The organism is Mycobacterium sp. (genome assembly GCF_965230835.1).
GTDB lineage: Bacteria > Actinomycetota > Actinomycetes > Mycobacteriales > Mycobacteriaceae > Mycobacterium.
Genome location: NZ_CBDDLW010000002.1, coordinates 2115407 through 2130756, shown reverse-complemented (window position 1 = coordinate 2130756; position 15350 = coordinate 2115407). Strand labels below are relative to the sequence as shown.

Annotated in this window: 11 protein-coding genes and 5 pseudogenes; 6 read left to right on the top strand and 10 right to left on the bottom strand. The window is 62.4% G+C overall.

Annotated elements, in window-relative coordinates; genetic code table 11:
- Positions 1 to 16 precede the first annotated feature (16 nt).
- Positions 17 to 208, top strand: a pseudogene (locus ACO07W_RS10210) (DUF1275 family protein); the annotation flags it as partial.
- Positions 209 to 324: 116 nt separating this feature from the next.
- A pseudogene (locus ACO07W_RS10205) lies at positions 325 to 852 on the top strand (transposase); the annotation flags it as partial.
- 59 nt (positions 853 to 911) lie between these two features.
- Here the strand turns inward: ACO07W_RS10205 and istB are convergent.
- On the bottom strand, positions 912 to 1703 hold the full coding sequence (istB, locus tag ACO07W_RS10200; RefSeq protein WP_421839995.1) for an IS21-like element helper ATPase IstB: 792 nt from the start codon (positions 1701 to 1703) through the stop codon (positions 912 to 914).
- The gene (gene istA / locus ACO07W_RS10195) at positions 1703 to 2938 is read right to left on the bottom strand and encodes an IS21 family transposase (RefSeq protein WP_421839994.1); all 1236 of its coding nucleotides are present in this window, start codon (positions 2936 to 2938) and stop codon (positions 1703 to 1705) included. The genes istB and istA overlap by 1 nt, the downstream gene beginning before the upstream one ends.
- Before the next feature lie 55 nt (positions 2939 to 2993).
- Here istA and ACO07W_RS10190 point away from each other — a divergent pair, with 55 nt between their 5' ends.
- The gene (locus tag ACO07W_RS10190) at positions 2994 to 3827 is read left to right on the top strand and encodes an IS256 family transposase (RefSeq protein ID WP_421842872.1); all 834 of its coding nucleotides are present in this window, start codon (positions 2994 to 2996) and stop codon (positions 3825 to 3827) included.
- A 17-nt stretch (positions 3828 to 3844) separates the two neighbouring features.
- Positions 3845 to 4234: pseudogene (locus ACO07W_RS10185) on the top strand (YoaK family protein); the annotation flags it as partial.
- Between the two features lie 54 nt (positions 4235 to 4288).
- Here the strand turns inward: ACO07W_RS10185 and ACO07W_RS10180 are convergent.
- The 4 genes and pseudogenes from ACO07W_RS10180 to ACO07W_RS10165 all read right to left on the bottom strand — a co-directional run.
- A complete protein-coding gene (locus ACO07W_RS10180) occupies positions 4289 to 5476 on the bottom strand; it encodes an RNA-guided endonuclease InsQ/TnpB family protein (protein ID WP_421841682.1) in 1188 nt (395 codons plus the stop codon).
- A gap of 268 nt (positions 5477 to 5744) precedes the next feature.
- The gene (locus tag ACO07W_RS10175; protein ID WP_421845914.1) at positions 5745 to 6854 is read right to left on the bottom strand and encodes a phosphodiester glycosidase family protein; all 1110 of its coding nucleotides are present in this window, start codon (positions 6852 to 6854) and stop codon (positions 5745 to 5747) included.
- A 78-nt stretch (positions 6855 to 6932) separates the two neighbouring features.
- Complete coding sequence (locus ACO07W_RS10170; protein ID WP_421842870.1) at positions 6933 to 8291, bottom strand: DUF3533 domain-containing protein; 1359 nt, start codon at positions 8289 to 8291, stop codon at positions 6933 to 6935.
- A gap of 35 nt (positions 8292 to 8326) precedes the next feature.
- Positions 8327 to 8869: pseudogene (locus ACO07W_RS10165) on the bottom strand (pirin family protein); the annotation flags it as partial.
- Positions 8870 to 8995: 126 nt separating this feature from the next.
- Here ACO07W_RS10165 and ACO07W_RS10160 point away from each other — a divergent pair.
- Positions 8996 to 10315 (top strand): IS256 family transposase, encoded by a 1320-nt coding sequence (locus ACO07W_RS10160; RefSeq protein WP_421845913.1) that lies wholly within the window; start codon positions 8996 to 8998, stop codon positions 10313 to 10315.
- Between the two features lie 5 nt (positions 10316 to 10320).
- Here ACO07W_RS10160 and ACO07W_RS10155 read toward each other — a convergent pair.
- The 4 genes and pseudogenes from ACO07W_RS10155 to ACO07W_RS10140 all read right to left on the bottom strand — a co-directional run.
- Positions 10321 to 10524, bottom strand: a pseudogene (locus ACO07W_RS10155) (pirin family protein); the annotation flags it as partial.
- Positions 10525 to 10634: 110 nt separating this feature from the next.
- On the bottom strand, positions 10635 to 12062 hold the full coding sequence (locus ACO07W_RS10150; RefSeq protein WP_421842868.1) for an amidase: 1428 nt from the start codon (positions 12060 to 12062) through the stop codon (positions 10635 to 10637).
- A 130-nt stretch (positions 12063 to 12192) separates the two neighbouring features.
- On the bottom strand, positions 12193 to 13392 hold the full coding sequence (locus ACO07W_RS10145) for a CaiB/BaiF CoA transferase family protein (protein WP_421842866.1): 1200 nt from the start codon (positions 13390 to 13392) through the stop codon (positions 12193 to 12195).
- A 1-nt stretch (position 13393) separates the two neighbouring features.
- On the bottom strand, positions 13394 to 14281 hold the full coding sequence (locus ACO07W_RS10140; protein ID WP_421842864.1) for an enoyl-CoA hydratase/isomerase family protein: 888 nt from the start codon (positions 14279 to 14281) through the stop codon (positions 13394 to 13396).
- Between the two features lie 179 nt (positions 14282 to 14460).
- Here ACO07W_RS10140 and ACO07W_RS10135 point away from each other — a divergent pair, with 179 nt between their 5' ends.
- Positions 14461 to 15300 carry an alpha/beta hydrolase gene (locus tag ACO07W_RS10135; protein WP_421842862.1) on the top strand — a complete coding sequence of 280 codons (840 nt, stop codon included), beginning with the start codon at positions 14461 to 14463 and terminating at the stop codon, positions 15298 to 15300.
- Positions 15301 to 15350 lie beyond the last annotated feature (50 nt).

Below are 15350 nucleotides of genomic sequence, written 5' to 3'. Positions count from 1 at the left end.
AAGATCCTTTTCCTCGATGGCCGTTAGCTCGCCGATCTTCCACCGGTTGACCATCGTGGCCCTGTTGCTCCTCACTTTTGCCACGGGTTTGGCTGACGCGATTAGTGTTCTGGTACTTGGGCATGTGTTCGTCGCCAACATGACAGGCAACGTGATTTTCCTGGGATTCTGGTTCGTCCCACGAACCGATATCGATCTGGTCGCGTCTCATCGCTGGTGTAAATGGTCACGGGCGTAGGTTCCGTCGCAACCGACGAAAGCTATGAAGGAGGGGCTACGCCCGTGACCAAGCGAGTATCGCCGATTGAGCGTGTGCGTGTTGAGATGGATCAGTTGTTCGCCGCGACCGAGCGGCCGTTGACCGAGATTTTGGAGGAGGTCGGGCGGTTATCGGTGCGTCTGGTGTTTCAGGTCGCCGTGGAGGCCGAGGTAGAAGCAGTGTTGGGCCGAGCCCGTCACCAGCGTCGGGTTCAGGACGGCCCGGGCGGGTACCGCAATGGGTATCAACCGCCGGCGACGGTGAAGACCACGATGGGCTCGGTCGAATTATGCCGCCCGAAACTACGCGACACCGACGAGCGGTTCTGTTCGCGGCTATTCGGTGCCGGGGTGACGCGCACCCACGCTCTGGAGGCGTTGGTGATTTCGGGATGGGTGCGCGGTTTGTCGGATCGCGACATCGAGGCCGCGTTGGCCGAGGTGCTGGGCTCGCAGGCGGCGTTGTCGCGCTCGACGGTGAGCCGGATTTGTGCGGCCATCAAAGACGAGTTTGCTGCGTGGTCGTCTCGACGCCTTGATGAGCTGGTGTTGGACTACCTGTTCTTGGATGCCTCGAACTTTCGGATGCATCCCTGTCAACGGCAAGTGAAAACTGATCAGGTTTCGGCAATCGAAAATTGACCAGCTTGGTTTCATTGGTCCTCGGCTGTGGTGGTGTGGCCGAGGTCTCGGTCTTTGATGCGGTAGCTGTCTCCTTTGAGGGCGATGACTTCGGCGTGATGGACGAGTCGGTCGATCATGGCGGCGGCGACTACGTCGTCGCCGAACACTTCGCCCCACCGCCCGAAGGGCTTATTCGAGGTGACGATGAGACTGGCCCGTTCGTAACGCGACGACACGAGTTGGAAGAACAGATTGGCGGCTTCGGGTTCAAACGGGATGTAGCCGACTTCATCGACAACCAGCAGGGGGTAGCGGGCCAGCCGCGCCAATTCGGCTTGCAGGGTGCTGTTGTGATGGGCGCGAGCAAGACGATCAACCCATTGCGAAGCGGTCGCGAACGCAACGCGGTGACCTGCTTGACAAGCGCGCATCGCAATCCCGATCGCCAGGTGGGTCTTGCCGGTCCCTGGTGGGCCGAGGAACACCACGTTGTCTTTAGCGGTGACGAAGTCCAGGGTGCCCAGATGGGCGATGATGTCGCGTTTGAGACCGCGGGCATGATCGAAGTCGAACTCTTCCAACGATTTACGTGATGGGAAGCGGGCAGCGCGGATGCGCCCTTCGCCGCCGTGAGATTCCCGAGCCGACACCTCACGCTGCAGACACGCCGCGAGGAATTCTTCATAGCTCCACGCTTCGGTTCGGGCGCGCTCAGCGAGACGTTCGATGGCCTCACGCAGCGTCGGGGCTTTCAACACCCGGGTCAGATACGCCAGCTCGGCGGTGACATCACGGCTGCTGGTCGCGGTCTTGGCAGCCATCACGCCACCGGCCCGTCAAGGCCCAACAAGGCGTCGTAATCAGCGAGACGGCGTTGTTCGACCTCCACGTGATGCGGTGGACCAACAACCTCGAGCCGTTTGCGCCGCAGCAGTTTCGCGGCCTGGACATGTTCGGGATCGCTGATCGTTTGATGTTTGGCCCAGATCCGGTCGTGGTCGGCGACCAGCGTGCCGTCACACCAGACCCGCACCCGGTTTAGATCTGCGATGATCTCGATACGGCGGCCGATCGCGGCCGGATGCACCGAGTAATCGTTGCTGTCGAGGCGCACGTAATGATCGCGAGGCAACCGCGTTGAGCGTCGCCATCCGATGCTGGGCCCAACCGGCGGCAATGCCAGCATCGCTGCGGTATCGGCGGCGATGCGATCTGCTGGCCGGCATCCCAGCACCCGATGCTGGCGGTGGTTGGCCCCCACCAGCCAGGCCTGCAACTGGATGTTGAAATCGGCTGGGGAGCCAAACACCCGCCCCGGCAAAAACGCCCGCTCCAAATAGTCATGGAACCGTTCAACCAGACCCTTGGCCTCAGGATCAGCGGGTTTACAGATCCCTACCGTGGTGGCCAAGGTCCCGCGGAAAGCCTGACATGCCGGGGTCAACTCTGGTCGGCGTGCCCGCCACCGCCCGACCGCGCCCTCACCATCCCACACCAACACCCGTGGAACCGCACCCAACGTCGAAAGATGCTGCCACCAACCGGCATACAAGTCTTCGGCAGCGCGTGTCGGAATCAACAGCGCCGAAGCCCACCGTGAATACCCACACACCATGGTCAACACCGGTAACGTCGCCGCCCTACGAACCTGGCCATACCCCACCGGCACCACAACATCGGGAAACCAGAAGTCACACTGCCCGACCTCACCGGCCACATACGTCGTCCGTGACACCGGATCCGGCGCCAAATACAGTGGCCGTAACTCACGCACCCGCCCACTCAGTGTGCGGATCGAATACGACCAACCGATCCGCTCAGCAATCACCGTCGCCGGCATCCGCGGATAGGCCGCCAACAACTCCCGAATCCGCGGCTCGGCCTCATCAGCAACAGAACCCCTCACCGCACGCCGATACTTCGGCGGCCCATCAGAAGCCAACGCCGACTTCACCGTATTCCGCGAAATACCCATCACCCGCGCAATCTCGGCAATCGGCAACTGCTCCGACCGGCGCAACCGGCGAATCTCAGCCCAATCCTCCACGTTCAACACCTGCCTCCTCCTTGACACATAGCCAAGGCACTCTAGGAAGCTGGTCAATTTTCAATTGCCGCCCACTGGTCAGTATTCAGTTGCCGCCGACAATCCCAACGCCCCGGCCGAGCCGGTGCTGGCCGCCTGGGGCATCTGCACCGACGGCAAGCCCCTGTTTATTGGGCTGGCCCCAGCCGCAGCGGAGTCGGCTGATGCGTGGGCCGACTTCTTGGCTGACCTGAGGAACCGGGGACTACGCCCGCCGCTACTGGGCATCTCCGACGGGGCGCCGGGCCTGATCGCCGCATGGGAGACCACGTTTCCGGCAAGCCTGCGTCAGCGGTGTCTGATCCATCGCTGCCGTAACGTCATCGCCAAGACACCTGTCGCGGTCCAGGACGAGATCAAAGCCGCGTTCTGGTCGATCTTCGATGACATTGACCAGCCACCCGGCCAGCAGGCCGTGGATGAAGCCACCCGCCGCGCCGAGGAGTTCACCACCACATACCGCGGGCTCTACCCAGCCGCGGTCGCTTGCCTGGCCAACGACTTCGCCTCGCTGAGCGTGCATTTGCGCTTCCCCCGCCAACACTGGACACGCATCCGCCATTCCAACCTCATCGAACGCACCTTCGGAGAATCCCGTCGCCGGGTCAAGGTCATCGGCCGCCTACCCGGCGAAACCAGCTGTCTGTCGCTGGTATGGGCCGTCCTCGACCGCGCCAGCCGCGGCTGGCGCGGAGTCACCCAAACATCAGCGACCAGCCGCCACCTCCAAGAACTACGCCACCAACTGCTCGAGCCACCCCGCCCACTGCATCCCCCACCACAACAACCACGACCGACACCACCGCCGCGTAACATGACCACCAGGAACATGCGCCCAGCGTTTTTACACCAGTCCTAAGACGCCACCATCGATATCTGACGGCCGCCGTCATTGCCTTTGTTGGATTTGTACCTGGCACGATCCTCGGTGGCCGGCTGACGCGAAAACTCGGCCACCGACCTCGTCGGTGGATCACCACTGCGCTCGGGATCGAAGTTGCGTTACTAGTGGTGCTGTCGATTCTCGCCGGAATCGGTTTGCTGGACTACCAGGACAACACCAAGCTCTTTCTGATCGGTGGACTCGCGGTGACTTTTGGGCTGCAGAACGCCACCGCGCGTGAGTTCGGCATTCAAGAACTCAGTACCACGGTGTTGACTGCGACGATCGTGGCCATCGGTGTCGAGAGCAGGCTTGCCGGTGGTAGCGGTCAAAGCGAGTTGCTGCGTTACAGCATCGTGGGAACCATGTGCGTCGGCGCGTTGACTGCTCCCCCGCATAAATGCGGGGGATTCCGCAGCTCGGGTTGCCTAGCGCAGCTACGCCGCGTCGGGTCTTACACCGTCTACGCCGCCGGGGTTCAGCCCTGCCCGGTTTAAAACCACCTGCGCCGCGTTTCGATCCCTGTCCGCGACTGTGCCGCACGTGGCACAGGTGTAGATGCGTTGCGACAGCGGCAGGCGGTGCGTGGCTCTTGCCCCGCACTGTCCGCAGTCGGTGCTGGTGTACTTCGGGTCCACCATCACAACACAACGGCCATGCTTGCCCGCCATGTTCACAAGTTCTGTTTTCGCGATACGGATACCCGCATCGGCGGCCTTACGCGCCATCGTCGACTTCGCCAAAAACTTTGGCTTGAAGTCCTCGACTGCTACCGCATCGAAATCATTGACCAGGTTTTTCGCCCACATTCGTGCGTCCTGCTGGCGTTGACGCGCAACCTTCTTGTGCGCCTTGGCCGCCAACCTTTTAGCCGCCCGGTAGCGCCGACTACCTGGCTTCCCTTTTCCGGGGCGCCGTCGCGCCATGGCCCGCTGATAGCGGGCCAGCTTGTCGGATCCGGTTTTACCGTGCTGCGGGTGCGCCAAATCATGCTCAGCGCTGGTGGTGGTAGCTATAGCCTTCACACCCCAGTCGATACCAACTACCCGGCCCGTGACTGGTAGCGGCTCGGCTTGGGCTTTCACCACAAACGAGGCATACCAGTGCCCCAGACTGTCGCGGTAGACGCGCACACTCGACGGCGCAGTAGGCAGCTCCCGCGACCACACCGGCCGCACCACAACACCTTTCGCCAAAAACAGCACCCGGTCTACGAGCCGGAAGGCGTTGCGGTTGTAGTTGAGGGTGGGCGCGGCGAGTTGCTTCTTCTTGAATGTGGGGAATCCAGCACGGGCTCGCATCGGCAGCCGGTTCCGGATGTCCTTGAGCGCTTTTGCCCGCGATTTCGCGAAGTCACGCACGGTTTGTTGATGCGGTACCGCCGATCCAGCGGCCAGCCAATCCTGCTGTTGGCGCCAGCCAGTTAGTTGCTTGTCGAGTTCCGCGTATCCGCAGGTCTGGCCTGCCTGATGCGCTTTTTTCGATTCTGCGACACACTGGTTCCACACCCAGCGGCAGCGATCCCACTCGACCAGGAGAGCCTTTTCGGCGACGCCCGACATGCGCAGCCGGTAGGTGTAGCGGGCTTTGCCGCTACCCGCATCCTCACCAGCCCCGGCACTCATACCAGTCACGATAGTGCCGGGCACCGACAAGCGGCGGCCACGCCGCGACCCCAGGCAGTGGCCACCCCGGAAACAAAATTGATGCGCTCCATCCCCGCACTAAAGATGCGGGGCTTTCCCGCGCTACGAATTTTCGGGTAATCGGCGCGACCATGTCGCGGATCATGGTCGCGCCGGTTATTGCGCTGGCGGCGGGCATGGTCGCGGCAAGCATGCTGATCTTCGGCTTCGTTCCGGCCGACAGGAAGACGCCGGGAGAGTTGACCAGCTAGTTGAATGCGAGCCAGCTGGGCAGCGCCCGCTCGTGCGAGTCGCAGAGGACCTGACGCGTGTCGCATGACCCTTTGGGCGAACCCGCGCCAGCCCACATGCCCCCGGTGTCGCGGCGCAGCACGATTGCTGACGAGCCACCGCCGTCGAGCAGGATGGCCGTATCACTGCCCAAGCCGCGGAACAGGTCCTGGATGTTATCCGGGGTATAACTGCCGCCCTCAAAGATATACATCTCGTCCTTCTGCTTCGCGTAGGCAAGCGCGGTACGTGCCGCGCTGGGGCCGCCGTCATGTAGCTGCCCGGTTTTTCCGGGGGACAGCAGTCCGATCCCGGCAACCGCGACGAACTTCGCGTTCTTGTTGAGTAGGTTCTGGATTACCGGAGTGGCGACGTCGTAGTCTTTGCTGTTCTTGGGTCGCAACACATATGGCGCACCGCCGACCGGCAGGATCATTGTCGTCAGTGAGGTCCAGGCCTCGTTCCCTCCGGAAAGGCCTTGTTTTCCCGCGTAGGCGACGGTGCCGGTTACCGCCTGGTTCGCCCGACCAAGGCCGTGGGTGTTGTCGACAAAGGCGCCCAATGGTGAACTGCAGCCTGTCGACCGCCACGAGCCGCCCTTTTGCCCGCGCACATCAAAGAAGTTGGCGTTGATCGCGATTGTTGGTTTCCCCATCCGATACCACGCTTGTAGCGGTGTGTAGATTTCTGATGCTTGCCGCAGTCCCTCAGCGGTACGAGCTCCGGGGTTTCGTTCGCAGCGGGCTTGGTCACCGCGGTGGGTGTCGACCAGAAGGTGTGGTGCCAGCCGGCGCGACGCGTTTTTGATGATCATCAGATGGCCGCCATGGTTCATCTCGTACCAGTTGCCGCCACCGTTGAGTGCCGGCGCGGGGTGTCCCGAGCCGAAGTTGTAGACGAGATACGAACCCTTGGTGGTCGCGATGGCGCGCGCGAGCATTTCGCGGCCGGCAGCGGCGTGTGCGACGGGCTGTCCAGTGGTCGACGCCAGTATTGCGCATACGGCGATCGTTGCGCACCAAGCCGTCAGGCGGCGCAGGCTGGCAAGCAGTGTCAGCACAGTTGCCCTTTCGGCGGGTATCCGGATGAACTAACACAGCATCAGACACATTAGTCACAGTGTCAACTTTAGTAACAAATGCGTGACGCTTCGGCCGCGCTCGAATTACGTTTGCTCGCTTGAGCTTTCACGTGCCGTTTCGCGCGCTTGGTGTTGTTCTTGGTGGGCTACCGCGATCGCCATCGCGACCGCCCCCGGAATCCGGTTGAAGCCCTTGCGGTCGTACAAGCGCGTGACAATCCCGCCCAGAAGCAGTCCGATGATCAAGCCGATGGATGACATTGTCAATGCCTGAGACAGGCCGCCAGCAGCGCTGCCGTTGAGATACAGCAGGGAGCGGACGCCTAGGAATACCTGATGCATTGGCTCGAATTCGGCCAGCCAGCGGAACAATGGTGGCACCGCCTCGAGGGGGACCGTGGCGCCCGCTGACGGCAGCCCCAGGATCACAAAGATCAACATGCTGACCAGCAGGCCCATCGAGCCAAGGACGGCAATGAGCGAGCTGGAGGTGACGCCGACAGCGACGATAGCGAAAACGCCGTAGAGCCATAGTTCCCAGCCACGTGGTATCGGCATGCCAAGTCCATGGGCAATAGCCATGTAGACCGCTGATGTGATCAATGCAAGGACAACCATCAACCCCCACTTGACCAGCAGAGTGTGGAACCGGGAAATGTTTATCTGCTCGGCAAAGCGATACACCGGACCGAACTCGGCCGGTACATAGCCCAGCATCGAATCCACCAGCATGCTGACTACGATGCTGCCGGTGAAGCCTGCCAGCAGCAGCAGCAGCGAGTAGTAGAACGCCGACAGCCCGCTGCCGGTGCCGGAGGGCAGCGGGCTGTGCACCGTCGACGTGACCTCGATCGGACTGGCTAGCCCCGCTGCCGCCGCTCCGGCCAGCGGTGCGCCACCGGTTTGCGCCGCGACTTCGGCGGAAAGCCGCTCGCCAATCTTGTCATTGGCGACAGCAAACGCCTGACTCAGAGTCTGGCCGGCGATGCTCGACCCCAGGGTGCCTGCTCGTGGGTTCGTTGCAATAGTGACTGTCGGCCGATCCGCCTTGGTGGGTTTGACCGCGCTCACCGCGAAGTCGCGCAGCGCCGACGAAAAGGTTGGCGGTATCACCGCTGAGCCGTATACCTGGGCGGTGTCGAGTAGTCGCTGCGCCTCGTCGCTGGAGACCACTCGCACATCGAACCTGTTCTTGTCCAATCCGGTGACCAAACCATCAACGATCTGTTTGCCCGCGGGCCCGGCGTCCTCGTTTACCAGGGCGATGGGGAAATGGCGCAGGTTGGTTTTCGGATTCAGGATTCCGCCGAGGTATAGCGCGGCCAGTGTTGACATCAAGGCCAAGGCGATGGCGATCGGTGCAACCCAGAACCGCGCAGTGCGTATGGCTGTGCTGCTCCGTGTGAGCTTGGGTGCCGGGGACCGCTGTTGCGATTTCGCCATGAGGGCTCCTGTCGGTCGTGGCCACTTCTTGTTTTCTAGTCGCCCAGCTGTGCGTGCATCTGCCAGATCAGGAGTTCGGCGGGCTCCTTGGCTGTCAACCTGTGGCCGTCGGTATCAGTGCAGCGGACGGCGTCTCCGTCGGAGAGTTCGTCCGCGCCGGTCATACCTTCCAGAGTCAACCGGCCGCGCGGCACGAATACGTGCAGAAATCGGGCCGACGGCAGCCGAACCGTGTCGCCCGGCCGCAGCCATGCGCCATGGAGGGCCGCACCGCGATTGTGCAGGGTGATCGCAGCATCGTGCCCAGGTATTCCTGACGCGATGGTTACCAGGTCGCCGCGTGTCAGTTCGTTGGTGATCTCGTGTTGCTGATAGCTCGGGGACAGGGCTGTTTCGTCCGGGGGCACCCACATCTGCACAAAATTCACGGGCTCGGTCGCAGAATCGTTCTTCTCCGAGTGCAGGATTCCGCTACCTGCCGACATCCGTTGAGCCAGCCCGGGGTATATCAGTCCTGCGTTGCCGGCCGAATCCCGGTGCGTCAACGTGCCCCGTATCACCCACGTCACGATCTCCATGGTCGCGTCTCATCGCTGGTGTAAATGGTCACGGGCGTAGGTTCCGTCGCAACCGACGAAAGCTATGAAGGAGGGGCTACGCCCGTGACCAAGCGAGTATCGCCGATTGAGCGTGTGCGTGTTGAGATGGATCAGTTGTTCGCCGCGACCGAGCGGCCGTTGACCGAGATTTTGGAGGAGGTCGGGCGGTTATCGGTGCGTCTGGTGTTTCAGGTCGCCGTGGAGGCCGAGGTAGAAGCAGTGTTGGGCCGAGCCCGTCACCAGCGTCGGGTTCAGGACGGCCCGGGCGGGTACCGCAATGGGTATCAACCGCCGGCGACGGTGAAGACCACGATGGGCTCGGTCGAATTATGCCGCCCGAAACTACGCGACACCGACGAGCGGTTCTGTTCGCGGCTATTCGGTGCCGGGGTGACGCGCACCCACGCTCTGGAGGCGTTGGTGATTTCGGGATGGGTGCGCGGTTTGTCGGATCGCGACATCGAGGCCGCGTTGGCCGAGGTGCTGGGCTCGCAGGCGGCGTTGTCGCGCTCGACGGTGAGCCGGATTTGTGCGGCCATCAAAGACGAGTTCGCTGCGTGGTCGTCTCGACGCCTTGATGAGCTGGTGTTGGACTACCTGTTCTTGGATGCCTCGAACTTTCGGATGCATCCCAACGCCCCGGCCGAGCCGGTGCTGGCCGCCTGGGGCATCTGCACCGACGGCAAGCCCCTGTTTATTGGGCTGGCCCCAGCCGCAGCGGAGTCGGCTGATGCGTGGGCCGACTTCTTGGCTGACCTGAGGAACCGGGGACTACGCCCGCCGCTACTGGGCATCTCCGACGGGGCGCCGGGCCTGATCGCCGCATGGGAGACCACGTTTCCGGCAAGCCTGCGTCAGCGGTGTCTGATCCATCGCTGCCGTAACGTCATCGCCAAGACACCTGTCGCGGTCCAGGACGAGATCAAAGCCGCGTTCTGGTCGATCTTCGATGACATTGACCAGCCACCCGGCCAGCAGGCCGTGGATGAAGCCACCCGCCGCGCCGAGGAGTTCACCACCACATACCGCGGGCTCTACCCAGCCGCGGTCGCTTGCCTGGCCAACGACTTCGCCTCGCTGAGCGTGCATTTGCGCTTCCCCCGCCAACACTGGACACGCATCCGCCATTCCAACCTCATCGAACGCACCTTCGGAGAATCCCGTCGCCGGGTCAAGGTCATCGGCCGCCTACCCGGCGAAACCAGCTGTCTGTCGCTGGTATGGGCCGTCCTCGACCGCGCCAGCCGCGGCTGGCGCGGAGTCACCCAAACATCAGCGACCAGCCGCCACCTCCAAGAACTACGCCACCAACTGCTCGAGCCACCCCGCCCACTGCATCCCCCACCACAACAACCACGACCGACACCACCGCCGCGTAACATGACCACCAGGAACATGCGCCCAGCGTTTTTACACCAGTCCTAAGACGCCACCATCTCCATGTCGCGGTGTGGGTGGGTATCAAAACCGGCGGCTGGTTCCACGATGTCGTCATTGTTCACCAACAGCAATCCATGGTGGGTGTTGGCCGGATCGTAGTGATCGCCGAACGAGAACGAATGCCTGGACTTCAACCACGATGTGGTCGTGGTTGGCCGGTCGGCCGCACGCATAATCTGCATGGTCGCAGGCATGGCTTCAGAGTATCCGCCGCTGAAAGTCGTACGACCAGCGATGCAAACGCGTCGAAAGTACTACGCGCAACTGGCTTTGGTCGGCTGAGGTTATTGGAGCAACTGTTTGATCACAGTGGTGGGCGCTGCCGATGGAACGCAGTGATCTGCTGAAATGCGTGTGCGGATCGGATGAGTAGCTGCTCGGCGAACTCGCGTCCGATGAATTGGACCCCGAGGGGAGTGCCTCGTGACGTTGCCCCGGCAGGCATGCATACCGCGGGATTGCCGCTGACGTTAAACGGCGCGGTCGGCGCTGCCAGCGCCGCGCCCAGCGCTGCGTCCACTCCGAGTGTCCGCATGGTTTCCAGGGTGGGGGATGCGAGACCGGAGCTGGGCATCAGCACGATATCGACGGTTTCGAACACCCGGCGCATCGAGCCGGTGAATTCGAGGCGGCGCTTGGCGAGGAACTGATGCTCCACAGCACTGAATCTTCGCCCGGTTTCAATGAGCTCGCGCAATACCGGCCCGTACTGGTCTGCCCTCGCCGGATAAGTTTCGGCATGTGCGACGGCTGTCTCAACCGCGCGCAGCTTGCCGAATGCCTCCACAATGGGATCGAGCGGGGGCAATGCCACTTCGCGGATGGGCCATCCAGCGTCATCGAGTATCTTGAGGACGTCGACCATCATCGCTTCTGTGTCCGCGTCGAACGAGGCGATCGGCGACCAGTCCACGCCGACGCGGGGTAGCTGGGTCAAAGCGAGGTCAGCGGTGAAGTCCGGGACGGGCTCCAGCGAAGAGGTGGGATCATTGGCATCTGATCCCGCGATAACGGTGAGAAGCGCTGCGGCGTCTTGAGCGCTGCGGGCGATGGGCCCAACGTGGTCGAAACTCGCTGCCAGTTCGACGATGCCATGCCGACTCACCCGCCCCCAGGTTGGCTTGATACCGGTCAGGCCGCACATGCTCGTCGGAAATCGAATCGACCCCCCGGTATCCGTCCCGATCGAGCCGAAACACAAACCCGCCGCGGTGGCTACGCCGCAACCGCTTGAGGACACGCCTGACCAGGTGCCTGGATCCCAGGGGTTGACCGGCACGGGCAGGCTGGGGTGATAGCCGACATACGCGCCTTCGGTCATCGCCAACTTGCCTGTGATCACCGCACCGGCCGCGCGTAGCTTCGCGACAACTGTGGCGTCAAACTGCGGCCGGAAACCGCGAAGAATAGTGGTTCCTGCCGCGGTGGGAGCATCGACTGTGTAGCAGAGGTCTTTCACACCGATCGGCACGCCGTGTAGAACGCCCCGGTATCGGCCGCTGGCGATGTCGATGTCGGCGGCTCGCGCAGCCGCCAGTGCAGGTTCAGCCGCGACGAACGCATAGCTTTTCAGGTATGGATCGAGCCGTTCGATTCGCCGAAGGGTTGCTTCGGTCACTTCTTCTGACGTCAGTTGCCGTGTGTGAATCAGTTCGGCCAGTTCGGTCAACTCGTATTTCGCGAGTTCGTCCCCGAGGGGTGGAGTCGGCTCTCGGTGCCGAGCGTTGGTCATGGGAAAAATAGTCCTGAGCAGCGACCAACACCCGGGGTTGTCGTGCGAGTAACCGCCCGGCAGCCGAAATCGTGGGTGCGGGGTCGCTCACGCTTACCGAACGGGAAGATATTTCCTGGCCGACGGGTCGTCACTGCCTCCATTGCATCGCATGGTTGTCGGTGATCAGCGAATTGATGACCGATTCGTCATAACCTGCTTCACGAAGGATTTCACACGTGTGCTCGCCCAACATCGGCGGCGGGTACCGCAGCCAGGTTTCGTCATCACCATCGATATTGATCGATTGCCCGAGCAGCCTGAGCGTTCCTAGCGAGCTGTGCTCTGCGGCAACGACCATATTGAGGCCTTCGGTAATCGGGTGGTCGAGGGCTTGGTCAACGTTGAGCACCGGGCCGCATGGCACGCCGGATGCGCCGACGATATCCAGCCACTCTTGAGTGGTCTTTGTCGCCAACATGTTTTCGATCAGCCTGCGCAGCTCACCGCGATGTTGCATGCGCGCGGCATTGTCAACGAAGCGTTCTTCTTTCTGCAATCCTTGCAGTCCCAGCGCGCCGCACAACCGCTGCCACATCTTTTCGTTCCCACATGCCAGCGTCATGGCGCCATCGCCGGTCTTGAAAGTGCCGTGGGGAAACATGATCGGATGGTCGTTGCCGTCTTGTCCGGGAACGATTCCGACGCTGAGATACTTCTGGGCTTGGTAGGACAACAGTGTGAGCATCGACTGCATCAGCGATCCTTCGATCACCGCGCCCATGCCAGTTCGCTCGCGCTCGTAGAGAGCGGCGAGGACGCCAGCGGCGCCCAACATGCCGGTTACGGAGTCGGCGACGGCGATCCCGACCCGAAGGGGGCCGGTCTCGGGGGTTCCGGTGATGCTCATGAGGCCTGACATCGCCTGCGCGGTCTGGTCGAAGCCGGCCAAGGCCGACCCCGGTGGCCGCTGACCGAAGCCACTCACGGAGACGTAAACCAGCCGCGGATATTGCTTCCGCAACGCATTGGGCGCCAAACCCATCGCGTCGGCTACCCCCGGTTTGAAGTTCTGCACAAGGACATCGGCGCCACGAACCAGTTCGTGGCACGCCGCCAAGCCTTCTGCGCTGCGCAAATCGAGGGCAACGCTGCGCTTGTTTCTGTTCGCCGCGATGTAAGCGACGCTTTCAGTTCTGTGGAACGGTCCAGACTGGCGCGCGGGGTCTCCGGCCGGAAGCGGCTCCACCTTGACGACGTCGGCGCCGAGATCAGCCAACAGCATGGTCAACGTCGGGCCGGACAAATAGCGCGTCAGGTCCAGGACGCGAACGCCGTCAAGCGGTGCCATCTCACATCAATCTCTGGGAATCGAAGTTGGGTAATCGGCCCTGGTTGAAGGCCGCCACTCCTTCCCGCAAGTCGGCACCCTCATAGGCTTCGACACTTAGGCGCGTCAAAGCATCGGTGTCGGCCGCAGTTAGCGCTCGGCCATGCATGTCAGCGACCAATTTCGATGCGCGCATTGTCACTGCCGACTGACGGCAGATCGAGCCGACCAGTGCGGCTACCGCATCCGCTAATTTGTCTGCCGCGACCACCTTTTGTACTAATCCCCAACGGGCGGCGGTCGCCGCGTCAATCAGCTCACCGCTGAACAACAGGTACTTCAGGGCTGCCGGGCCGATGAGACGCGCGGCGGCCTCGGCCTCAGTGAAGCCGAGGATGACTCCCAGCTTGCCGATCGGGATGCCGAAACGCGCATCGTCGGTAGCGATGCGTACATCGCAGGCCATGCTGAGCTCGCAACCTCCTCCGACGGCGAGCCCGTGAATCGCCGCGATCACCGGAACCGGTACGCCGGTCAATGCCCTCAGACAGGCGGCGACAGTCTCGTTGTAGGTGGCGGCGTCGGCTGCCGTCATCCGAGTGCCGGGAAATTCTTTGATATCGGCTCCCGCGGCGAAAGCCTCGTCGCCGGCGCCGCGAAGCACGACTGCGCGCAGGTCCGATTCGGATGCGAGTTCGTCGAACAACAGTTTCAGCCGGCGCCAGCTCGCGAGATTCAGCGCGTTGCGTGCCTGCGGATGACTCAGCGTGATTACCGCGATATTTCGATAGCGATGCAGAGCTACCCGGTCGACGACGGCATCGGCAGACGGTTGGCTGCGCATCGTCTGGCGTAGGCGGCCTTCGAGATCGTCGTCGCCTTGACCTATGGTCTGGTCAATCCCGGCCATCCGCATCGCCTCCTGCTGCTGATCTTCCCGGTATCGCGCCTTCCTGTCAGCGCATGGGTCGATGGAGACGTGCCCACGCTATCAGTGCGCGCACGTGGAGGTCGCGTGGTTTCCAACGTCTTTGACTCTGCTGTGAGTCGCTGACGGTCCTGCTCCAAAAGCCATTACGCTGCACCCTAATGACTACGACCCGCACTCAACGGAATTTTGACGGCATTGGTGGCGTGCGCATCGTGTACGACACTTGGGCGTCGGATGTCCCCGCGCAGGCGGTGGTCATCTTGGCGCACGGTCTGGGAGAGCATGCCCGCCGCTATGACCATGTTGCGCAGCGGTTGAGCGAGGCTGGGCTGGTTATGTACGCACTCGACCATCGGGGACACGGCCGCTCGGGCGGCAAGCGGGTCCGGGTGCGAGATATCGCCGAGTACACCGGAGACTTTGACACTCTGGTCGGTATCGCCACCCGAGAGCACCCCGGCCTGAAGCGCATCGTGCTGGGGCACAGCATGGGTGGCGGGATCGTGTTCGCCTACGGTGTCGAACGGCCAGACAATTACGATCTGATGGTTTTGTCGGCGCCGGCGGTGACAACGCAGGATTTGGTGTCACCGGTGGTTGCCTTCGTCGCCAAAGTCTTGGGTGTCGTCGCTCCCGGCCTGCCGGTGCAGCAACTCGACACCGACGCCATATCTCGCGACCCGGCGGTGGTGGAGACCTACAACAAGGATCCACTTGTTTACCACGGGCGGGTGCCAACCGGTATCGGCCGTGTTCTACTGCAAGTTGGTGAGACAATGCCCCGACGTGCGCCCGCCTTGACGGCGCCGCTGCTTGTTGTCCATGGCTCGGTCGACCGATTGATCCCGGTCGACGGAAGCCGGCGTCTTATCGAGTGCGTGGGATCCACAGATGTGGAGCTGAAGGTCTATCCGGGGCTCTACCATGAGGTATTCAACGAGCCGGAGCGCAACGAGGTGCTTGCCGATGTGGTCTCCTGGATCACGAAGCGGCTTTAGTGGGGATGAGGCGTCGTGGGATGGCATGCCGGCTAGATATCCGAAATGCC